The 23754-nt window shown below is 47.8% G+C and carries 17 protein-coding genes; 9 read left to right on the top strand and 8 right to left on the bottom strand.

Annotation, left to right across the window (positions count from 1 at the left end; translation table 11 throughout):
- Positions 1–3 precede the first annotated feature (3 nt).
- Together EJL04_RS14810 and EJL04_RS14805 are read right to left on the bottom strand one after the other, a co-directional pair.
- Positions 4–276 (bottom strand): DUF3098 domain-containing protein, encoded by a 273-nt coding sequence (locus EJL04_RS14810; RefSeq protein ID WP_021855093.1) that lies wholly within the window; start codon positions 274–276, stop codon positions 4–6.
- Positions 277–360: 84 nt separating this feature from the next.
- Complete coding sequence (locus EJL04_RS14805) at positions 361–1239, bottom strand: cell division protein FtsX (protein WP_021855094.1); 879 nt, start codon at positions 1237–1239, stop codon at positions 361–363.
- Positions 1240–2071: 832 nt separating this feature from the next.
- On the opposite strand from EJL04_RS14805, the gene EJL04_RS14800 reads away from it, so the two are divergent.
- From EJL04_RS14800 to EJL04_RS14785, 4 genes are all read left to right on the top strand, one after another.
- Positions 2072–2851 (top strand): radical SAM protein, encoded by a 780-nt coding sequence (locus tag EJL04_RS14800; protein ID WP_125105528.1) that lies wholly within the window; start codon positions 2072–2074, stop codon positions 2849–2851.
- Between the two features lie 148 nt (positions 2852–2999).
- Entirely contained in the window at positions 3000–3251 is a 252-nt protein-coding gene (locus EJL04_RS14795) for a DUF4160 domain-containing protein (RefSeq protein WP_053397397.1), read from the top strand.
- Entirely contained in the window at positions 3193–3477 is a 285-nt protein-coding gene (locus EJL04_RS14790; protein ID WP_021855098.1) for a DUF2442 domain-containing protein, read from the top strand. The genes EJL04_RS14795 and EJL04_RS14790 overlap by 59 nt, the downstream gene beginning before the upstream one ends.
- Positions 3478–3760: 283 nt before the next feature.
- Positions 3761–5110 carry an MATE family efflux transporter gene (locus tag EJL04_RS14785; RefSeq protein WP_125105527.1) on the top strand — a complete coding sequence of 450 codons (1350 nt, stop codon included), beginning with the start codon at positions 3761–3763 and terminating at the stop codon, positions 5108–5110.
- Between the two features lie 216 nt (positions 5111–5326).
- Here EJL04_RS14785 and ftsZ read toward each other — a convergent pair whose 3' ends face one another.
- Positions 5327–6778 (bottom strand): cell division protein FtsZ, encoded by a 1452-nt coding sequence (ftsZ, locus tag EJL04_RS14780; protein WP_125105526.1) that lies wholly within the window; start codon positions 6776–6778, stop codon positions 5327–5329.
- Positions 6779–6916: 138 nt separating this feature from the next.
- Between ftsZ and EJL04_RS14775 the strand changes: the two genes are divergently transcribed.
- Both EJL04_RS14775 and EJL04_RS14770 read left to right on the top strand, forming a co-directional pair.
- The gene (locus tag EJL04_RS14775; RefSeq protein ID WP_125105525.1) at positions 6917–7504 is read left to right on the top strand and encodes a hypothetical protein; all 588 of its coding nucleotides are present in this window, start codon (positions 6917–6919) and stop codon (positions 7502–7504) included.
- Between the two features lie 246 nt (positions 7505–7750).
- Complete coding sequence (locus tag EJL04_RS14770; RefSeq protein WP_021855102.1) at positions 7751–8875, top strand: S1 family peptidase; 1125 nt, start codon at positions 7751–7753, stop codon at positions 8873–8875.
- A 928-nt stretch (positions 8876–9803) separates the two neighbouring features.
- Here EJL04_RS14770 and lpxA read toward each other — a convergent pair.
- The 5 genes from lpxA to EJL04_RS14745 all read right to left on the bottom strand — a co-directional run bounded on the left by lpxA (position 9804) and on the right by EJL04_RS14745 (position 18864).
- Complete coding sequence (gene lpxA / locus EJL04_RS14765; RefSeq protein ID WP_125105524.1) at positions 9804–10586, bottom strand: acyl-ACP--UDP-N-acetylglucosamine O-acyltransferase; 783 nt, start codon at positions 10584–10586, stop codon at positions 9804–9806.
- Positions 10587–10673: 87 nt separating this feature from the next.
- A complete protein-coding gene (locus EJL04_RS14760) occupies positions 10674–12059 on the bottom strand; it encodes an efflux transporter outer membrane subunit (RefSeq protein WP_021855104.1) in 1386 nt (461 codons plus the stop codon).
- Positions 12046–15288, bottom strand: coding sequence for an efflux RND transporter permease subunit (locus EJL04_RS14755; RefSeq protein ID WP_125105523.1), 3243 nt, complete (start codon positions 15286–15288; stop codon positions 12046–12048). Before EJL04_RS14755 ends, EJL04_RS14760 begins: the two co-directional genes overlap by 14 nt.
- 107 nt (positions 15289–15395) lie before the next feature.
- Positions 15396–16592: an efflux RND transporter periplasmic adaptor subunit gene (locus EJL04_RS14750; RefSeq protein WP_021855106.1), complete on the bottom strand. Its 1197-nt coding sequence runs from the start codon at positions 16590–16592 to the stop codon at positions 15396–15398.
- 835 nt (positions 16593–17427) lie between these two features.
- Positions 17428–18864 carry a CCA tRNA nucleotidyltransferase gene (locus tag EJL04_RS14745; protein WP_053397392.1) on the bottom strand — a complete coding sequence of 479 codons (1437 nt, stop codon included), beginning with the start codon at positions 18862–18864 and terminating at the stop codon, positions 17428–17430.
- A 266-nt stretch (positions 18865–19130) separates the two neighbouring features.
- Between EJL04_RS14745 and EJL04_RS14740 the strand changes: the two genes are divergently transcribed.
- From EJL04_RS14740 to EJL04_RS14730, 3 genes are read left to right on the top strand one after another with little or no spacing between them, the layout of a single operon-like run.
- Entirely contained in the window at positions 19131–19397 is a 267-nt protein-coding gene (locus tag EJL04_RS14740; RefSeq protein ID WP_125105522.1) for a hypothetical protein, read from the top strand.
- A 28-nt stretch (positions 19398–19425) separates the two neighbouring features.
- On the top strand, positions 19426–20115 hold the full coding sequence (locus EJL04_RS14735; RefSeq protein ID WP_125105521.1) for a GLPGLI family protein: 690 nt from the start codon (positions 19426–19428) through the stop codon (positions 20113–20115).
- 37 nt (positions 20116–20152) lie between these two features.
- Positions 20153–22777, top strand: a complete 2625-nt coding sequence (locus EJL04_RS14730) for a carboxypeptidase regulatory-like domain-containing protein (RefSeq protein WP_125105520.1) — start codon at positions 20153–20155, stop codon at positions 22775–22777.
- Positions 22778–23754 lie beyond the last annotated feature (977 nt).

Below are 23754 nucleotides of genomic sequence, written 5' to 3'. Positions count from 1 at the left end.
TTATTATAGTTTTTGCTCTTCGTTGTCCAATTCAATCTCGTTTTCAGTTCCGTTATCCTTCGGCTTGCGCATTATGGCATATACCATCGACACAAAGCCTATGAAGCATATCACCGGGGCAACCTTTATGCGCATTGCGCTGAATATTTCCGGATTAAACGTGTTGTCGTCGGTACCACCGCCGCTCATAAGGATAAAACCGATGATGACAACTACCATTCCCACAGCAAGGAGAATGAAGTTCATGCGGTCAAAAGCTAAATTCTTTCTGTCCATTTTATAGTTTTATATTTTTGTTGTGTAACAAACTTTCCGTCCACTTGGGCCACGTGAAGCAGCCTCTGAAAAACAGCATTCACTTTATATTTTATACAGGTCGCCGGCCTTCATCCTGAGGAATTTGTTGACCGACACGAATGCGCACAGCAGCGTGATGACGATGCCGAACACGAACACCGAACCTCCCGTAACGGCCATCACCTGCCATGTGATAACAGTGAGCACTCCGGGCTCGTATGTATACAGGGCATATATGCCTCCGCCAAGCACGAGGTTGGCTATGACTGCTGCCAGAAGTCCTATGCCGATGGCATTACAGAGGAAAGGTCTGCGGATGAATCCCCATGAGGCTCCGACGAGCTTCATGGTATGAATAGTAAAGCGGCGCGCATATACGCCAAGCTTTACGGTGTTGTTGATAAGCGAGAACGACACGCACGTGAGCAACACGGCCAGCACGAGCAACACCAGGTTGATTTTCTGCAGGTTGGTGTTCACGCTGTCCATGAGGTCCTGCGGATAAGTTATGTCAGTAACCTTAGAGTCGCGCTTCAGGTCTTTCGATATCCATTTCAGCGAGTCGCTGTTGGCATACTGCGCCTTGAGCTGCAGCTCTATCGAAGCGACAAACGGATTGGTGCCCAAGAACTCGCTCGGGTCCGTGCCCATGGCCTCGGTCTGTTCCTTCAGGGCCTGCTCCTTGCTTATATATGTCAGATGACTTATGTAAGGGCGTTTCTTCAAGTCGTTGCACAACTGCCGTGCCTCCGGATTAGTTATATCCTCGCCAAGCATCATCGTAACTGTGAGGTTTTCTTTCACATACGCTGAAAGATTGTGCGCCGTGAAAACGGAGAACACTACCATTCCTAACAAAATCAGCACCAACGCGGTGCTTATACATAAAGTTATGCCCTGCAGTCCGTGGCGGACGCGGGTCTTGTTTCTTTTTTTACCCATTATTTTGTGGCTATAACACACCTAATTTGGTGCAAAGTAACAAAAAAATATTCTCACTCACAACAGTTTAACGACTATTAACAGCATTATGGCTATTATATAGCCGTATGCAGAGCTATACGACATGACATTTTGAGAAGCATTGCCTAATTAGACTTTCTTTCTGATTTACGCAAAGGCTTCCATACTGCGGAATTATAAAATTATTTATCTCTGGACGCAAATATCGCAGGCAGAAGTGTGCAAAGACTATAGCTTGGCAATCAGCAGGTTAAGAGCTTATTTTGGCAAAGTGTGCAGCGAACACACGCCTATAAAAGAAGAAATATACTACATTCGCAGCATAAAAGGCCGTATTTCGGCATGTAATCCTATGCATTTCGCATTGCAAAACAATGCTTTCTGAAATGCAAAAGGCCATGTTTTGCAATGTAAAAGGCTTGATTTCAGACTTTAATATGCCTGTTTCTGCATGGCAGGAGGCTATTTGCCATTCTAGAACGAGCCGCAAAACGTACATTTCTTAAATATCATATTGACATATAAAACCGCAATAATGCTTTCAAAGAGACATATACAAAATTTATTTCCGCATACACAGCATACAGTTTCTGCAACGCGCTGCCCGCAACAACGGCTGCATGCAGGCAGACGCCCTGCACAAGAAGATAATATAACTATTTCTTCAGCAACGCGGCATAGCCACTTTAAGCAGCAACAGATGCCAAGAAAGGCACGGCAAATGTGGCAGGATATTGACAAAAGAAAAATAAAAGCTGACTTAACGGCTTTTTATTTTGTTATTACCAAAGGTTACACTATCTTTGCATATATGAGCACAGTAATATATCCATCGCCGATATTCGGCCCGGTTCACAGCCGCCGTCTCGGCATTTCGCTAGGCATAAACCTTATGCCGGCAGACGGTAAGGTCTGCACATTTGACTGTATTTATTGTGAATGCGGCTTTAATGCCGACCATCGTCCTAAGCTGCGCCGCCCCACACGCGAGGAGGTTGCAGAGAAGCTTGAGGCAAAACTCAAAGAGATGAAGGCCGAAGGACAGTTGCCCGACGTGCTTACGTTTGCAGGCAACGGCGAACCTACGGCGCATCCGCACTTCGCCGGAATAATAGACGACACCATAGAGCTGCGCGACAAATATTGCCCCAAGGCCAAAGTGTCGGTGCTGAGCAACACCACAATGGCAGACAGACCGGAAGTACACGCAGCACTGCTGAAGGTGGACAACAACATCCTGAAGCTCGACACTGTTGACCCTGACTATATTAATAAGGTGGACCGTCCCGTCAGCAAGACCTACGACGTAAAGAAAATCATAGAGACCATGAAGTCGTTCAACGGCCATGTGATTGTTCAGACGATGTTCATGCGCGGCAAGACCGGCAGCGAAGACGTCGACAACACGGGAGAAAAATATGTTGGTCCGTGGCTCGAGGCATTGAAAGATATCAAGCCACAACAGGTTATGATATACACCATCGACCGCGAGACACCAGACCACGACCTGCTGAAAGCATCTCACGAGACTCTCGACGCCATACGCGACAGGGTTATTGAGGCAGGAATAAGCTGCACGGCATCTTATTAACGAAGGGACAAGACACAGGCATACAACGCCTCGCATATAACACAAAAGGATATGATGCAGAAAAGCATGATAAGTTTATGGGCAAAAGTTTCTGATTATCTTGCATTTACGCAAAATATTCTTTACTTAGTAAACAAAGAAATGGCGTATGAGTCCAAAGTTTAAAGAGGAAAATGGATTTGTCTTCAAGATATATTCCAACGAGGAAGAACGGAAGCATGTCCATGTAATAAAAGCCGAAAACGAAGCTAAATTTTGGCTGGAACCCAACATAACGCTGGCAAACAACTATGGGTTCAGCGACAAAGAAATAAAAAATATCACTAAAATTGTATTGAAATATGGAAACGAATTTAAACGACAATTTGAAGAACACATCGGTAAGCGTCTTGATGATTAACTCTCAGGGGATGATGCTGTCCGTCTTGGGCAACGACTACTTTGTGTCGTACAATCGCGTTCCATGGCTTCGCAATGCACGAATAAGCAGCGCGCTCAACGTCAGAATGGCAGGAAAAAACGCAATAGAATGGCCGGAACTGGATGTCGACCTCGAAATAGACTGCCTGAAACATCCTGAACGCTATCCGCTCGTGATGAAAAGGTCTCCTCTCGACGTGCTTTAAATTATACGCCTAACTTGTTTTATCAAACAGCTATAAACTGTACGGCGTCTTATTAACGAACAGCCTACAACACCTATACCAGGCGACATTCCGCTGCTTTCATTCAGACAGGAATGTCGCCTGATTATTTAAAACGAATATATCAGAAACACCGTTAAGGCAAAGCCATACACTTGCCTTTTATCATGATGGCACAAGCCTTTTAACTACTTTAACCCGAAAAGTAATCGGCAGTTCCTTATTTTTGCATAATTTTGCACCCCGAAAAAAGGATAACAGAATTATGGCTAACATTAACGACATGACCGTGGGCTCGCCCACGCGCGACATCATACACTTTGCGGTGCCGCTGATTTGCGGCTACATACTGCAACAGATGTATCTAATAATCGACGCAGCCATCGTAGGTCAGTTTATAGGCGTAAACGCCCTGGCTGCCGTAGGTGCGTCTTCTTCAATAATGTTTCTGATAATGGGCTTCTGCAACGGCTCGTGCGCAGGCTTCGCCATACCAGTGGCACAGGAGTTCGGGGCCAAAGACTACTCAAAGATGCGTGCCTACGTGAGCAATGCCCTGCGCATAGCGGCTGTGATAGCCGTGGTGATAACCGTGATAACATGCATATTCTGCGAGCGCATACTGAAGATAGTCAACACGCCGGCCGACATATTCCACGACGCATGGCTGTTCCTAATGCTCAACTTTCTGGCCATACCGTTCACCATAGCGTATAACATCCTGTCGGGATTCATCCGTGCCCTGGGCGACTCCAAGCAGCCATTCTACTTTCTGATAGCCTCTTCGGTGGTCAACATCCTGCTCGACTTTCTGCTCATCATCGCCTTCGGCATGGGCGTTGAGGGCGCAGGCATCGCCACCATGCTGTCGCAAATATTTGCCTCGGCACTGTGCGCGCTATACATAAAGAAGCGCATGCGCATACTCATCCCGCAGGGACACGAGCGCGCATACAACGATAAGATGGTGGGAAAGCTGCTCAACAACGGCATACCCATGGGGCTTCAGTTCTCCATCACAGCCATCGGCACCATAATGCTGCAAAGTGCCAATAATGCCCTTGGCACGGTCTACGTGGCTTCGTTTACGGCGGCAATGCGCGTGAAGTATCTGTTCACGTGTGTGTTTGAGAATATCGGGGTGGCCATGGCCACATATTGCGGACAGAACATAGGCGCACGCAAGCTGGAGAGAATAAAACTCGGAATGACTTCGGCAGTAAAGATCATGCTCGTTTATTTTGTGTTTACCCTCATTGTCATCGGGCTTTTTGCCGACGAGATGATGCTGATGTTCGTAAAATCCACCGAAAGCGAAATTATATCAAACGCAGCAATGTACATGCGAATATCAAGCTATTTCTTCCCCGTTCTCGGCATTCTCACCATATTCCGCTACAGTCTGCAAGGCTTAGGCTTCTCTAATCTGTCAATGCTTTCAGGCGTAATGGAGATGATAGCCCGCTGCGGCGTGAGTCTGTGGCTGGTTCCGGCATTCTTGTTCCTTGGCGTATGCTACGGCGACCCTACGGCATGGATAGCCGCCGACCTGTTCCTTGTGCCGGCTGTAGTGATTGTGTATAAAAGGCTCAAAAAGCGAATGGCCAAGGCATGACGTCAGACAGCGAGGCAAAAGTGTAAATGAAGAAGAGCCAACGGCAAAAAAGCATGAAGGCAGAAAGCAGAAGGATGCAGCCAGATCAGTTCTTACGGAAAATCATATACAGCATAAAAATAGCATAAATGCCGCCAGACAGGCCCTTAATTCAAGCCTTATCTGGCGGCATTTACAATTTAGCAATGCATCAATATTATATTATTTGCGGGCAGACTACTCTTTCAGGATGTTGTTAATGATTCCTGCTATTTTGTCAACAATGCCCTTCACGGTCCTTCGCTGTGGCGTATCAACACCGGGCTCAACACCTTTTAAGTCTATTGCCGTTATCTGCTGTTCGTTGTCATTATGCTCTACGACCGGCTCTGCACAGCCTACATGCACCGCTTCTTCTACCTGATCAACAACAGACTCGGCAGCAGGCTTTACGGCTTCTTCATCACATGGCTTTACTTCAAGCTGTATCGTGCCCGGCATATCCGTATTCTCGCTATCCGTCCCTGCTCCATTATCAGGCAGAATGGCGTCTGACGGCGAATCAGCCTCAGCAACATCAGCCACCGGCACATGATACGGCCTGCGCATTTTGCTGTTCTTAGGCTTATACAGTTTCTTTATTAACTCATGATAATGCTCATCGTCTGAATACTGGCGCTCTGTCTCCGTGCGGCAGAAATCACAGCTTTCGTCGTCCATGCCCGTTGCAAGGATGGCAATCTTGGCATCTTCACCCAGCGAATTGTCGTCTGAAACACCCCATATAACGTCAAGGTTATGCCAAAGCTTGTCCATAAATGCATCAATCTCCTCAAGCTCATTGACAAGCAGGGGATGCTCCTCGCTGGTGTATATATTCAGCAGTATGCGCTTGGCCTTGCTCACGTCGTTTCCGTAAAGCAGAGGTGAGTCGAGCGCATTGAATATGGCTTTCTCTACCCTGCGCTCGCCGCCGGCACGCCCGATGGCCATGATGGCTTCGCCCCCGTTCTTCATTGTCGACTCCACATCGCAGAAGTCAAGGTTTATGTTGCCTTCAACGGTTATCAGTTCGGCTATGCTCTTAACGGCATTGCACAGCACGTTGTCGGCATACTTGAATGCCTCCTTCACCGGAATCTTCGAGTCGGCATAAACGTCGCACAGGCTTTCGTTGTTCACTATGAGCAGCGCATCAACATTCTTGCGCATCTCCTCAACGCCCTTAAGGGCCTTTATTATCTTTTTCTCTTTCTCAAAAAAGAAAGGAATGGTAACCACGCCTATCGTAAGAAGACCCATAGAGCGCGCCACACCGGCCACCACCGGGGCTGCACCCGTGCCGGTGCCGCCACCCATTCCGGCCGTTACGAACACCATCTCTGTCTCGTCTGCAAACAGGCTCTTTATCTGTTCAAGGCTCGACTCGGCCTCCTCGCGTCCCTTTTCGGGCACTCCGCCTACGCCGAGACCGCGCTTGCCGAGAAGCAGCTTAACGGGAACGGCCGACCTTGCAAGCGGCTGACTGTCGGTGTTGCACACGGCAAAGCTTATGCCGTCGATGCCTTCTTCATACATGTTCTGAACGGCATTGCAGCCACCGCCGCCCACGCCGACAACCTTGATGATGTTCTGCGACAGGTCTACAGGTTCGCCAAAATCTATCGTACCAAACTTTCTTTCTTCCATATGCCTTGTGTTTTGCGACAGCAAAGATAATCATCTTTTATATAAGGCGCAGCAGAGCGCAAGGCTTGCAGAGATAAAAATGCCGAAAAAAATTATTACACAATAAAAATATTAAAGTATTTTTGCAGTGTGAATGACATGGAAACAAACAACGACAAAGCGCAGGCTATTGCTAATGAGGTGAAGAAAATGGTAATAGAACTGCAGCGCATGGGACGCACAGACCTGCTTCTGCGTGCCATATCGGTGCCTGTGCTGGAAGAACTGCGCATAGAGGCAGCCAAAACGAGCCTGAGCCGGCTGAGAATTACAAGCGACTACCACTTCATACTGACAGACTACGGCAAAGAGGTTATTATGACGCCCGTGCACAAGGCTCTCTATCTGTTCTTCCTTAATCATCCCGAAGGTGTTGAGTTTAAAGACCTCGTCGACCACAGCGAGGAAATAACGCGCCTGTATAAGGCCACGACCAACGGCAGCCTGGACATAGAAAAGATAAACGAGACTGTGAGCAGGCTGGTGAATCCAACGGACAACGCCATAAACGAGAAATGCTCAAGGATAAAGGCCGCATTTGCCGAACACATGGACGAGTATGCGCTAAAATACTACATGATAAGCAGCCACGTAACGCGCTACTTCAACAATTCGGCAAGAGTGTGGTTCAAGCGGCTAAAGGTGATAACGCTGCCGAGGCATCTGGTTATAAAGGAATATGAATAAGGCAGATGCTCTGGCGGAAGCATGATATTGGCGGAAAACCAAGCAGACAATGCATTTGTGTAAACCAACGATAAACACTGACATGGCTAAGCCGGACAAGTTTTGGCATGTAGCACAATTTTATTGATAATAATTTTTAAAATACTGACATTTTTGTTAACTTTGCTCACCATAAAAAACATTTAAATACGTTCCTGCCCGCTGCAAAAGGCGGCAAAACAAGTTGAAAAAGAAAACGCCTTTATTATGAAAAAATTATTCACGCTAAGCCTTATCCTGATATTATTTGCAGGATGCAGCAACAAGAAATCTGCCGAAGAGCTGTTCAAGGAGACATCTTCGGGTGTGGTAGTGGTGTTAAACGAGTTTTACTATGAGGTGCAGCTTCCTAACGGCAACTCGCTTTACTTCAAGGGACTTGACGAAGACGGCGACATAACCGGACTGACGGCCGACGCTGAGGAAGCCAAGAAAGACCGCAACATGATAACGGGTACGGCATTCTTCATCGACAAGGAGGGCACGCTGATGACCAACCGCCACGTGGCACAGCCCGACATCGACGCCGTGACGGCACGCCGCAGCATGATAAGATTCATGAAGACGCTGAAGCAGTTTTTCACTGAGCAGATGGCGGAACTGTCGCAGCAGTATGACCAGCTGGAGAGCCAGAAGAGCAGCTGCTCTTACTTCGACTTCTACGGATTTATACACACCGACCAGGAAAGGCTGGCACAGATAAACGCGCAACAGGCAGAACTGAGCGAGCAGTTTACGGCACTGAAGCAGTCGCGCGAAGGCATCGACGACAACATTGACCCTGAGGGCATTAAGATAAGGACTATATCGGAACTGGGCATTGCCTACAACAACACATACGTAACCAGCGAAAGCGACTTCATAATAAAGAATCCGTGCGTGGTGGTACGTACATCTGACAAAGAGAACATCGACCTCGCGCTGATACAGCTAAAGAACAAGAAGACGCCTGAAAATACATATATATTTAAACTGAAAGGCGACGACTCTGAGCGTTCGTTCACCGACAAGCTGGCAACCCTCTTCTCAAGCAGCGACGACGACAAGCTGAAAATAGACCAGCAGCTGTATATGATAGGATATAACGCCGGACTTGTGCTTGCCAACACCAAGCAGGGCATAAAGGTGCAGATGACGAGCGGCAAGGTTACGCAGCTGTCTGACGGCCAGCGCCTGCTCTACAGCATACCTACGCTGCAGGGCTCAAGCGGCAGCCCCGTGATTGACGAATACGGCAATCTGGTGGCCGTAAACTTCGCCAAGCTGGGTACTACCGACAACTTTAACTTCGGTATTCCTGAGGAAAGCATAAAAGAATTTATGAGAAAATAATCTTTTGCACAAGAAACATAAAATACGCACTCCCTGTTGCCTGCCATAACAGCAACAGGGAGTGTGCTTTTATATACACTGCCTCCTGTTTCACTGCCATAAGTTTCAGACAAAGGCCTTACGGCATTAAATAATACAGGCTTTCGGCATCTGCCTGCTCGCCCTACGCATAGATCTAGATGCCCCGAACTTAACATCTATGTCTGCCGATAGCGGCTTGTTGCCATACAGGCAGGAAACAAGCATGACAATAACAGCCTTAAATCTAAACGGAGTAAACTTTAATCCGTGAAAGGTCTATTTGAAGTCAACCGAAATCAGAAAGGGTAAAAGGAATTTGTTGTATAAATATTTTCATAAAAAACTCATCACTCGTCACATACGGCCATAACGCACTGACAAGCAAGATGTTACGGTGTGACGAGTTACAGTTTCAACTCATCACATCATGCTCAATAAAGGACAAAACATTATTTGTTTCCCGATTTTTGTTGACTTCAAGCAGGTATTTTCCTTGTTAAGTTCGGCTAAAATGGCATCTTCAGTCTGGATGTGACGAGTTGGAGCGGCAACTCGTCACGCTATAAACATTTGTCTGTCAAGGACTTATGTGGCATTGTGACGAGTGATGAGTTTTTAAGAAAAACTTTTTATGTCATCATCCTGCATAAAAGCATACCTTTCATGGTGCGATAGGCCGTGTTTTAGTCTCCATTTTGCCGTCTTTTGCAATGCAATATGTGCCCTTTCGCCTATATGCCTAATATGTTGTCGCCACCGGCAGCAGGGCAAAGAAATCATCCATCTCCGCATATATTCTGCTTAAACCCAAATCTGTCTTTAGGATTCGGGATAAAAAGAAAGTGGGACGAACCTCACGGTCAGTCCCACGAATGATAAACCTAAAATGATATAAACTTAGAAATCATTATAATTTACTGATTATACCCAATTTTGTTCCGTTAATGAACTCAATAATGTGGCGTATCTCTTCGCCATCAGGTACCTGTTCCTTAATCTGCAATACGGCATCAAACACACTGGTCTGACCATGGAACACCAGACGGTATGCATTGGCGATATGGCTCTGCACCTTCTCTGAAACGCCATGGTTGTTAAGGATAGTGGTATTGACGCCACCATACTTCACCGGATTATCGCTTGCCACGATATACGGAGGAACATCCTTGCTGAAGCGGCATCCGCTCTGCACCATAGACGCCTTGCCCACACGTGCTCCCGGATTGGCAATAACGCCAGAAGAGAATATCACAGCATCCTCTATGACGCAGTCGCCGGCAATCTTCGTACCATATCCGAACACGCAGCCGTTGCCAATCTTTGTGTCGTGAGACACGTGAACGCCTTCCATAAGGAAGTTGTTGTTGCCTATCACGGTCTTGCCGTCGCTGAACGTAGCACGGTTGATAACGACATTCTCGCGTATGATGTTGCCGTTTCCGATAATAAGATGAGAAGGGTCACCCTTATAGTTGAAGTCTTGAGGAACAGCTCCAAGCACAGTGTTCTGGAACACCTTGTTGCCGCGTCCCAGGCGGGTACCGTTCATTATGCTGACGTAAGGATAGATGACGCAGTCGTCACCGATCTCAACATCGCCTTCTATATAAGCAAACGGATAGATAGTAACATTCTTTCCGATTTTTGCTTTAGGATCTATTTCTGCTTTAGGACTAATCATATTATCAATTCTAATTTATGTTATAACCGTCATCATCCCGGCGCAATGTCATCGTGCTGTCAGCATCGGCACAGCGCCGGCAATGACTTAAGAAACTTAATCTCTGCCGCCGCCGAGCGCGTAATAAAGATTTACAACGGCCTGCATCTTATAGAAGTCGTCCTGTACCTTAGCCAGCTCCGCGTTAAGCAGTGACTGCTGGGCACTGATAACCTCGAGGTATGTGCTGTTGCCCATAGCAAAGAGGTCTTTGGTGTATTCAACGTTCTTGGTAAGGCTCTCTATCTGCTTCTGCTCCAGCTTGCTCTTCTCATCTGAAGAATTATACAGCACCAGGGCATTGCTTACCTCGCTGCCTGCAGACAGAACGGCATTCTGCCATGTGTTGTATGCCTGCTCCTGCTGAGCCTTGGCCACCTTCAGACCTGCCACGAGCTGACCGTTCATGAATATCGGCTGAACAAGACTGCCGACTGCGCTGAGCAGCCACTTGCCGGGATTGACGATGCCGGCACCTGAGCTGTTGGTGAATGCTCCTGAGGCGCTTATCGTTATGTTAGGATAAAACTTAGAGCGGGCTGTCTGCACGTCGTAGAAGCACTGTGCGAGAGTCATCTCGGCATAATGCACGTCAGGACGGTTGTTGAGCATCTGTATGCCTATGCCCGTGCTGAACTCAGAAGGAAGCGACTGGTTGTCGAGCTTGCCGCGACCGATGGTCTGCGCCTGCTGGCCTATCAGCAGCGAGAGCGAGTTCTCGGTCTCGCGTATCTGGCGCTTCAGGTCGGCAGCCTGTGCAAGCACTGAATAGTAGTTGGCCTCAGCACTCTGCACGCTTGTCTCCTTAGTGTTGCCAAGCTCCTTCTGCAGTTTCATCATGTCCCATGTATCCTTTGTCAGGCCGGTCATGTTGTCGACAATCTCAAGCTGCTTGTCGAGCATCATCAGCGTGTAATACATGTTGGCTATGTTAGCAATGAGATTTGTCTTAACGACGAGCTGATAGTCTTTTGTGGCGAGCAGTGCCATCTGTGCGCTGCGCTTCTGGTTGAGCAGATTGCCGAACAGGTCGATGCTCCAGCTTGCGTTGATGGGCAGCGAGTAGGTCTTTGTGGCCTTGCTTCCGTCCCAAGAACTGATGGTTCCCTGCGGTGAGAATGTGAACGAAGGCACAAAAGCCAGCTTTGCAGCAGTGAGCTGAGCCTCAACCATCTTGACGTTCAACGCGGCGTTGAGCATGTCGGTGTTATTGGCAAGACCTTTCTCTATGATAGACTGCAACTGCGGATCAGTGAACACGCTGCGCCAAGGCAGGTTGCCGAAGCTTGTGGTGTCTGTTACAGCCAGAGTGTCTGTGGCAGAAGCTACATCGCGTACAAGTCCCGTGGTGTTCACTTCCGGGCGCTCATACTTGTTGTAGATTCCGCAGCTGCTTAAAAGAGCAGCCGCAGAAATCATTATCAATATATTATTCTTTTTCATTTTTATCATCATTTTTCAGCATTTCAACAGGACGTGTGTACTGTAACAACTCTGTATCGACAGAAGTAACCTCGTCTTCAAACTCGAGCGGTCTGATCTTCTCCTGCAGATATTGGAAGATATAGAACAGAGCAGGCACAACCAGAAGCTGGCAGACCATACCGATAAGCATACCTCCGATAGCGGCTGCACCAAGGGTCATGTTTCCGTTGTATCCTACACCAATCGGGATGAGCAACGGAGCAAGACCGATAATCATAGCCAACGAGGTCATCAAGATAGGACGCAGACGGGCGCTTGCACCGAGAACTGATGCCCACGACAATGCCATACCGGTGCGGCGGCGCTCAAGGGCGAACTGCACGATAAGGATGGCGTTCTTGGCCAAAAGTCCGATAAGCATAATCAACGCAATCTGCATGTAGATGTCGTTGTTCTTTCCGAACAAGTCTGTGAAGACGAACGCTCCGGCAATACCGAACGGAATAGAAAGGATTACTGACAGCGGAACGAGATAGCTCTCATACTGTGCACTCAAGATAAGGTAAACGAATGTCAGACAGAGTGCGAAGATAATCATCGTAGAGCTGCTCGACTCCTGCTCTGAACGTGTCAGACCAGAGAACTCGTAACCATATCCTGTAGGCAGAGTCTGCTTAGCCACTTCGTCGATGGCACGGATAGCGTCACCAGAAGAGTAGCCGTCTGCTGCCGTGGCGTTGATGTCAATAGATGTGAAGAGGTTGAAACGTGCAATCTCCTGAGGTCCGTAAACCTTGGTCATTGTTACAAACTCGTTGATAGGAGCCATGCCGCTTGCAGTTCTTACATATACATTGTTCATACTCTTGATGTCCTCACGCATCTTCGGATCGGCCTGAATCATTACACGATAAAGCTTACCGAATGAGTTGAAGTTTGAAGAATACAGACCTCCGTAGTATCCCTGCATTGCAGTAAGCACTGTGTTCGGGTCGATGCCGCTCTGCTTACATTTTGCAACATTAACATCAATCATATACTGCGGATACTGAGAGTTGTATGACGTCATAGCCGTAGCTATCTCAGGACGCTGGTTGAGTTCTGCAAGGAACTTCTGAGTAATGTTAAAGAACGCATTCACGTCACCACCGGTACGGTCGAGCATAGAGAATGTCAAACCGTTGGTTGCAGAGAATCCCTGCACCATAGGCGGTTGGAAGGCCAAAATCTGTGCACCCTTGATTGAAGCAGTCTGCTTGTAAATCATTCCGAGCACCATCTTAGAACCCATGCTGTGTACATCGAAATACTTCATGAATCCTTCTTCTTTGTCACGGTCCTCAAATGACTTCAGCTTGACAATGAACGTACCCTGGTTTGAACCTTGTCCTGAAATGAAGTTATAACCGGTGATACGGAGGATGTTCTCGATGGCCGGGTTGGTAGTAAGCATGGAGTCAACCTGATCCATAACGAGGTTGGTCTTCTCAAGACTGGTTCCAGGAGGCGTTGACACTGTACAGAATACAGTACCAGTATCCTCGTCAGGCACAAGACCTGTCTTGGTGTTCATAGCAGTAACTACCAGAGCAGCAACACCTATGAGCACAGCTATTATTGCGATAACCGGTTTTTCTACAATCTTGCGGACACACTTGGTGTACTTGTCCTGCACCTTACCGTATGCGCCATTGAATGCAGTATGGAAGCGGTCAATCATTGACATCTTACGCACTGTGCCGTCTTCGTTCTTCGGCTTCAGCAATATCGCACACAATGCCGGTGAAAGCGTAAGCGCGTTGATAGCCGAAATTACGATTGAGATAGCCATCGTTATACCGAACTCCTTGTAGAACGTACCTGAAGTTCCGCCGATGAACGACACAGGAATAAACACGGCCGACATCACAAGCGTAATAGAAATAATGGCTCCAGAGATTTCGTTCATCGCGTCGATAGAGGCCTGGCGTGCCGACTTGTATCCAAGGTCGAGCTTAGCATGGACGGCCTCGACGACCACAATCGCGTCGTCGACCACAATCGCGATGGCAAGCACTAACGCAGACAGCGTAAGCAAGTTGAGCGAGAAGCCAAATACATACAGGAAGAAGAACGTACCGACCAATGACACCGGCACCGCGATAAGCGGAATAAGTGTTGAGCGGAAGTCCTGCAGGAAGAAGTAAACCACGATGAACACAAGCACGAATGCCTCGAACAGAGTATGAACAAGGTCGGCCATTGATGCATAAAGGAACTCTGTAACGTCCTGCATATATACAATCTCAACGCCCGGAGGCAACATAGTGCGCTGTTCGTCGATAACCTTCTTGATATCGTTTACAATCTGAGTAGCGTTAGAACCAGCGGTCTGTGTAACCATCATCATGACGGCCGGCTGACCGTTAACCTTTGAAGTAACGTTATAGTAAAGTCCGCCAAGCTCTACTCGTGCAACATCCTTAACACGGATAGTGTTGCCGTTTGCGTCGCTTGAGATAACCATGTTCTCAAATTCGGTAGGAGTCTGCAAACGTCCTTTATAACGTATTGTATATTCATACTGGTTGTCGCTTTGCTCACCAAACTTACCGGGAGCAGCCTCAATATTCTGCTCGGCAAGTACATTAGAAATATCTGTCGGCATAAGGCCGTAGTTCTTCATCTTTACGGGGTCAAGCCAAATACGCATTGAATAAGTCTTGGCACCCATAACTTCACATCCACCTACACCGCTTACACGCTTAACGGCAGGAATGATGTTGATGTCGGCATAGTTCTGCAAGAACTTCTCGTCGTATCTGCCTGCGTCTCCCTTGATGGCCATAAGGAGCACGGTTGAAGTCTGTCGTTTTTCAACCGTCACACCGGCCTTTGTAACTTCGGCCGGCAGCAGGGCTGATGCTTGCGACACACGGTTCTGCACATTTACCTGACACATGTCGGCGTTCATACCCTGGTTAAAGAACACCGTAATTCTGGCCGAACCTTCGTTCGTTGCCGTAGATGTCATATATGTCATGCCTTCCACACCGTTGATCTGCTCTTCAAGCGGCACGATAACCGAGTTGAGCACGGTCTGGGCATTGGCTCCCGTATAGTTGGCACTTACCTGCACCGTTGGCGGCGCAACGTCAGGGTATTGCTCTATAGGCAACGACACCAATCCGATAAGACCCAGGATGACTGTCAATATTGAGATAACCGTAGACAGCACCGGGCGTTTTATAAAGTTATCTAATCTCATGTTTTTTCTGTTTTACTTTTGTTTATGAGGTTGTAAGGCTGAGGGCAAGTGGCGTCATAAGCATTCACTCTGACGCCTGCATACGCCACAGAGCCCGGCGACCTGATTTACTTTGTAAGGTCTTCTTTCAGTTTGTTCAGGTCGTTCTGATGCGAGCCCATCTCGCTTGTCTTCTTCAGTTTCTCCTGATATTGAGCCTCTGTTATCGGTGTTATCTGCATACCGTCCTTCAAGGTGGTAACACCCTTAACAACGATCTTGTCGCCGGCCTTCAGACCACTTTCGATAATATAGTTCTTACCGTCGTTGTTGGGGTTTACGGTAACGGCGCTATACTTAACCTTGTTGTCTTTTCCTACGATATAAACGAAGTATCTGTCCTGAACCTGTACAACAGCTTCCTGCGGAACAACGATGGCAGAAGAGCTTGCATGAGGCACGACGATGCTTCCTGAACCGCCGCTCTTGAGCAGGTGCTCAGGGTTGGGGAAGTCGGCACGAATAGACACAGAACCTGTGCTCTGGTCGATTACTCCGCTGACAGCAGCCACGCGTCCGTCATGTCCGTATACTGTACCGTCGGCAAGCTGCAGCTTAACAGGAGGATAATCCTTTATTGCAGCGTGGAGTCCGCCGGCTGTCTTTGTCATGTCGAGGAGGTCTTTCTCTGTCATTGAGAAGTAAACCTGCATTGAGTTAATGTCAGACACTGTTGTAAGCGGCTCTGCATTAGAAGAGCTTACAAGCGCACCGACTTTATAAGGCAGGTCGCCTACTACACCGTTGGCCGGACTTGTAACATAGCAGAAGTCGAGATTCTGCTTTGCAGATACATAGTTGGCCTGAGCCTGTGCAAGAGCTGCCTTAGCAGACTCGTAGCTGTTCTTGGCAGACTGCAGTTCGTAAGAACCGATTACGTTGTTCTTGAACAACTTCTGGCTATTCTCGTATGTAAGAGTTGCTGTGTTGAGCTGAGCCTTGGCTGAGTTAACGGCAGCCTTAGCCTGGCGCACTGCTGCGGCGTAAGTTACGTTATCAATCACGAACAGCAGCTGACCGCGCTTAACGGTCTGTCCTTCTCTTACGCAAAGTTTTGTTATGAATCCTGAAATTTTCGGGCGGATCTCCACGTCCTGGACGCCCTTGATAGATGCAGGATAAGAAGACTGGAGATTCGCGGTCTGCGTCTCTATTGTCCTCACAGCGAACTCATTGTCGCCCATTTTTCCTCCCTGCTTGCCCCCGCACGATGTTAACATTGCGGCAACAGCAAATGCAAGCAATAAAAATTTGTTTCTTTTCATACCTATTTTCCTAAAATTTTTATACTATTATTTCTAATTTGCTTATATCATATTCTGAAAACTATTTTCACACCGGTAGTTTTCGAGATGCAAATGTACATATTATTATTGAATATTGCATTAAGGTTAAATGATAATTATTGTGTTTTAACTCTAATTCACTGTAAGTAGCATTAACAAAAACATTTTGAACAGTGTGCGCGTCAAAATTTAAAGCTATGCACGCAATGCGGCGCGCAAGGTCTGAAAACAAAAAATAATTACAAAACTAACCATACATGCAACGCAGCGCATGGCAACGCTTTCCACATAATTATCGCGCTATTCGCACAAAATGCGCTGCCGGCACGCGGCACAGAAAGCGGTAAAAAATCAGGACATTTGTTTTTGACGAAACAGAAAACAGATAACAAAAATATGTTAAAACACACAACGCTGTAGGACCAACAATTTAAGATTAATTCACATCAAGCACGATTTCGTATATAAAATCAGCCTGTTTTGGAGACACAAACGGGTGAAATTAGAACGCAAAAGGCGACATTTTGACCTCTAAAAGGATAGGTTTTACACTGCAAGATGCCACATTTTGCATTTTTGGAAAAGAAAACTCATACTGCATAAAACATTAAAATGCTGCCCGTCAGACACTTAACCAAACCATCGTTTTTAGACCGTTTTCTGTCAGAAATACCTTTGCGTCGCGGGCGTTGGCGATGTAGAGGCGCCAAACGTCTGCGAAAAATAAAAAAGATTTACATTCAGCCGATACCTTCAGCACCGGCATTGCATGGCAAAGCGCAAGGCCGGTCTACCGGAAACGACAGCACCTTTGTCAAGCCTTATCCTGACAAAGTCCCATTTCACGTGCCTTCTCCATAAGCAGCTGCATCAGCGGCTCGCGCTCGTTGGGCACCTTGTTGTCAAGCACGGCATCCTTCAGCACCTTCTTCAGCTCGCCAACCTCACGCGAAGGCTTAAGGTTGAACATCTCCATTATCTCTGTTCCGTCGATGCAGGGCTGCAGCAGGCGCTTATAGTCCTTCTCCTTCAGGTCGTGGAGCTTAGAGCGCACGATGCGGAAATTCTCGAGGAAATGGCGCTTGCGCACCTCGTTCTTGCTCGTTATGTCTGCCTCGCACAGCATCATCAGGTCGTCTATGTCGTCGCCGGCATCGTTAAGCAGTCGCCTTACAGCACTGTCCGTAACCACGTCGTCGGCAATAACGATAGGCCGCATGTGCAGGTTTACGAGCTTCTGCACATACTTCATCTTGCTGTCGAGCGGCAGTTTCAGTCGTCTGAATATCTCGGGCACCATCTTTGCGCCTATATAATTATGGTTATGGAAAGTCCATCCTATCTTCTGGTCCCATCGCTTGGTCTTCGGCTTGCCTATGTCGTGCATCAGCGCAGCCCATCTCAGCCACAGGTTGTCAGAGTGCTTGCATACGTTGTCGAGCACCTCAAGCGTGTGATAAAAGTTGTTTTTGTGCGCCCTTCCCTGCCTTGTCTCCACCATATCCATGGCAGCCAGCTCGGGCAGTATGCGCTGAAGCAGACCGCAGCGCTGCAGATCAACGAAGCCCTTGCTCGGCGTCTTGGTCATCATTATCTTGTCGAGCTCCTCGGCAATGCGCTCTCCGCTGATTATGCCTATGCGGTCGGCGTTGCGCTCAAGGGCGTCGAACGTTTCCTCTTCGATAAAGAAGTTAAGCTGAGTGGCAAACCTTATGCAGCGCAACATGCGCAGCGGGTCGTCAGAGAACGTTATATCGGGGTCGAGCGGCGTGCGTATTATGCCGTCTTCCATGTCGGCAATGCCGTCGAACGGATCTACAAGCTCGCCGAAGCGCGGCCCGTTAAGACACACGGCAAGAGCGTTTATCGTAAAGTCGCGCCTGTTCTGGTCGTCCTCCAGCGTGCCGTCTTCAACCACCGGCTTGCGCGAGTCGTGCGTATAGCTTTCCTTTCTTGCGCCGACAAACTCCACCTCAAGGTCGCGGTATTTCACCTGTGCCGTTCCGAAATTGCGGAACACCGACAGCTTTGCCTTGCGCCCAAGTTCCTTTTTCAGTGCGTCGGCAAGCTGTATGCCGCTGCCCACCACAACCACGTCGATATCGTTCGACGGTCTTTCAAGAAACAGGTCGCGGACATATCCGCCGACAACATAACATTCGAGGTTAAGCGAATCGGCGGCAGAAGAAATCTTATGGAATATATCTTTATCAAGCAGGCTTGCCAATTCGGCGTTTGTCAGTAACTTCATAATCAAAAAATTTCTAAGCGGCTGCAAAATTACAAAAAAACAATGACACAACAGCCGTTTTCTTACTCTTTATTATTCATACGAGTCCACTATTATCTTATTTACATTTTTAGTATAAACTTATATTTAACATGATACCGTCCCATGGCTAAAAGTTGTTAAATTAAATTTATTTTAAGGTATTCGGAATAGAAACTATATTATTTTTTCCTATATTTGCGACAATTAATAAGACTTAATGTTTAACTAATTAAAAACTTAAAATTATGAAAAAGTATTTATTAAAATCGTTGTTAGCTGTTGCAACATTGTTTTTGGGTTCTAATGCGGTTTCGGCAACAAACAGCAACATTGCATTCCAATCAACACCTGAACTTGAAATGCAGGCACCCCTTCAAGACGTACCAGACATTTATATTGAAACAAATTCTACAAGAACAAAAGATGGCCTACTTATCATGGTTGTAAGGACTGTAATACGAGTTAATGGTACAATCGTTAAAGACGAAACAGAAATTATAGTCACGAAATAAGTTTTAAGCACCTAAGTATATTTATATTATGAGGTTTCTAACAATAATAGCAATACAATTCATATCCCTTTGGGCTTTTTCACAGCCCAAAGGGATAAAATGTATATATTCATCATCAATGGAGGTCAACAAGGGTGTTTATGAGATGGAAAATGAGATTGCAAAAAAGATGGTTATACGCGATATTCAGGAAGACAAAAAGATATATTCGCTAACAGCCGTCGGCAACAAATATCTTTTTACGAAAGAGCCCGAAAGTGTTGACAAAGTGCCGCTTATGGTTGATGAAAGGAATATTTACGTAGACCTTGACGACAGCATAAAAGTTACCCAGAGTGAATTCGTCAACAAGCTATACCTTGTAAAGGGACATGCCAACAGACTCGACTGGGACGTAGAGGAAAAAACTGAAAACGTACTCGGAAAGACCTGCTATAAGGCAACGCTCAGGCAAGACCCGCGCATCACGGCGTGGTTTACGCCCGAAATTCCTTTTGCGTGCGCCCCTCTCGGATATTACGGACTGCCCGGACTTGTGGTAAGGATAACCACACCTGCATACACTCTCAGCCTTGAAAGCATGACGGAAGTTGACAACATCGAACTGAAAGAGCCTACGGAAGGAACGGCCATAACTGAAGAAGAATATTCAGAAAAAGTTGACCACAACTACAAAAAGCTGTTAGACAGCGCGGACAAGGTGACATACATGAAATAAATTATTGTTTAAGCGCATCACACCAAGCCTTGTGGCGATGAAAAGAAAACTTTTGCTTATTATCATATTTTATATATGCATGTCGGCCCATGCCCAGACTATAATCAGCGGTCACGTCAAAGACTTGCAGGGAGAGGCCGTGGCCGGCGCCACGGTGCTGCTGTATTCCGACAGCCTGCTGACGCCGCCGATGAAGGGCTACGCCATAACCCGCAAGGACGGCTCTTACAGCATATCGCCAAAATCGGGCGGCGACATGTGGGTGCAGGCAAAGTGTCTGGGATATAAAGACCGCAAGGTAAAGGCAAGAGTCATGCCCGAAAGCACCGACATTGTGATGGAGCACGACGAAAGGTCACTGAGCGAGATTGTCGTGAAAGGCACTTACACGGGAATAAAGATGGCCGGCGACACCGTGAAGTTTGACACAGGCCACTTCAGCAACGGCTTTGAAAACAGCGTAAGCGACATACTTGAAAAGCTGCCGGGCGTAAGCGTGAGCGAAGGCGGCAACGTGTCTTACGGCGGAAAGGCCGTGGACAAGCTGCTGATAGACGGGCGCGACCTGTTTACGCGCGAGTCTGACGGCCTCGTGATAAAGAACATGCCCGCCGACGTTGTTGCAGGAGCAGAGATAATTAAGAACTATAAAGACGGTACGCCGGGCAGCAACTACGGGCGCAGGGACAACACCGCGCTGAACATCAAGACCAAGGGCCTGGGCCGACTGTCGGGATATGCCGACGCAAGCGGCGGCTACAAGGACAAATACAACGCAAAGTCGTTTACGCTCGGTGCAGGCAACAGGCTCTCGCTGACGGCCATTCTGTCGGGCAACAACACCGGCACACCCGTATTCTCGCTCAACGACTACCTGAGCCACATGGTGAGCGGCGGCAACGTAACGGCATCGGGACAGACCAGCATAAAGATATCCGGCGCGGAGACATCGCTGCTGTACAGGCCCGACAACCTGTGCAAGGACATGAACAACATGGCCACGCTCAACGCGAAATACAAGGCGTCAGACCGGTTTGAGATAAACGGCAGTCTGCTCTTCAACCACTCTGACACCCACAGCCGGACGGAAAGAGACGAAACTTACCTATCGGCCGACACGCTGGTGAGGAGCGCATCGACGACCGACAACCGCGGAAACTTTCTGACGGCGAAATTGGCGGCCGACTGGCGCCCAACGGACAAGGCGCAACTGCGCTGGAACATAAAGGCCGGCATGACCGACATCAGCCTCGGCACAGCAGCCACCAACAGCGGAACAAGCGGAACCAAGTATGACAATACGGCAAAAAACAACGGGCGCGACATAGAGAGCAATGTCTCGCTCAACGTGTCGGCAGGCAAAGGACTGCTGTTTGTCAACGGCAACTTTGCATGGAACGACGACAAAGACCGCAGCATGCTGACAACCAACCGACGGCTTCTGCCCGTTGACTACGGCACGGCAGACAACGGCGGCAACAACTTCTACATAAGCCAGCACCGCACGACACGCCGGCTGAGCATAGGCTCTGAGGCGGGCTACAGCCTCAACCTGATGAAGTGTGTCAGCCTCAACGCATCGGTGTCGCAGCAGCATGAGCAGAACACACTGAGGCTGACATCGGAACAGACAGCGGGAGGTGAGGACAAGATACAGACCGACGAATATTCCGCCAACATATTTGCACGCAACACCAAGGGCGCGCTGAAGGTAAACGCCGGCGCATCGGTGACGGTGGAGCGCAGCAGCATAACCGGCCGACAGAGCGAAAACAGGGTTAAGGTGTACCCGTCGCTTAGTCTGAGCTACGACTTCAGCAACGCACACAGCCTATCGCTCAGTCTGTCGAGAACCAAAAACCGCACCGAAACCGCCAAGATGTCCGCGCTGACGCTGATCGACTCGTACAACGAAATGACGGCGACATCGGCCATAGACACGCCGTTTCAGACCGGCACAAGCCTGTCGATCAACTATAACAACTACAACACCGCAAGCCAGACCTACCTCACCGTGTATGCCAACATGCAGCGGCAGGACCATGCGCTGACGCCCGTGGTGAGTCAGGAGGGCACAACAAGCACCGTGGCATATGCCTACGGCAGTCATGCCGACAACATATACGCAATGGCAAACCTTGAGAAAAGGCTGTCGGCAATACCTCTCAGCATAAAGATCAACCTGATGGCAAACTACGTGGAGTCGCCATCGGTGCTCAACGGCATGGACAACACCTCAACGCTGAAGTCGCTGAAGGCCAAAGCCGTGGTGGCGTCAAACTTCCGCTCGATGTTCAACGGCGAAGTATCGCTGGGCTACTCACGCCGCATCAGCGACATTGCATCATCACGCACAAAGACCGGCATAAGCGGAATTGATGCCGGAGGCAAGCTGTATGTAAAGACAGGCCGCCTGAAGTTTACGGCAAGCATGGCCTACAGCCACAGCAAGACAGACACATACAGATATGACATTTACGACCTCGGACTCAGCGCCGAATACAAAATCAGGCGCCTTACGCTGAAGCTGAGCGCAGAGAATGTGCTGAACCTCGACAGCAACAGCTGGATAAACACGCTTGTTACTCCATATTATTCGGCAATAGAAAGATACAACAGAATGCCCGGCTGCCTGATGGCCGGACTGAAATGGACCTACTGACGCCGCCCTGACATCACGGCCGGAGATACCGACCAAAGCAAACAACACGACTTGCCGGGCATACACTGCACGACATCCGGCAGACAAAAAAGACGCATATCATCATGCAAAAGACCACATACGGCAACACGAAAGATGCCTTTTTGCAACACGAAAGGTGGCATATCAGGACGCAAAAGGTGGCCTTTCGCAACGTAAAAGGTATGCTTTTACAATACAATATGTGTCATCTGATATTATAAAAAGGATATGGTTGCTGTAAAGTCGCAGTCTGTTGTCATCAACGCAAAAAGTTTTTTAAAAAAACTCGTCACTCATCACATTCGGGTTTAACCTACTGACAGGCAACATGTTATGGTGTGACGAGTTGAATTTTCAACTCATCACATCCGTCATCTGCAACAAAAAAATGTTGATGTTTCCTGATTCTGGTTGACTTCAAACAGCCAATTTCATGATTTAGATTGACTTCGGCTCATCTTATTACTGCCGTCGGTTGACGTAAATACGCACATTTTTACCATACACACCCCTGTAAGGACACACCCCAGGTGTGTCCAAATTACGCATTATCGAAAAAATCCTCCGCAATATATAATCAGACATAAACATCTGTTATATTGTCAGTTACATTAAAACGCCGACAAATCCTTGGGACAGCAATATATCCGCATTATTCATCAAGATGATATTGCCGGCTATAAAATTTACACGTAATCGGGCTGCGGGCGCACCTGTGGTACGTCCCTACGTTTACTATAAACAAGACTAATTACTTTAACTCCTTACTCACCCCAGAGAGCGATAACTCCTTTAACTACTCCAACTCCCAAAAAGAATCTGCTTTAACTCCTAAAAAATGTCTTACCCTGAAAAAAGTTGACTCATAAATAAAATAATTATGAGGAAAAATAAATCACAAAAGGGTCAATATCTTCAAAAAGTGATAGATCTTCGCTCTTCAGGTGTAAGTTTTT

This window comes from Prevotella marseillensis, from assembly GCF_900625065.1.
Lineage (GTDB): Bacteria > Bacteroidota > Bacteroidia > Bacteroidales > Bacteroidaceae > Prevotella > Prevotella rara.
Note: the sequence above shows the minus strand (reverse complement) of the source record. Positions and strands in the feature narration are given on the sequence as shown.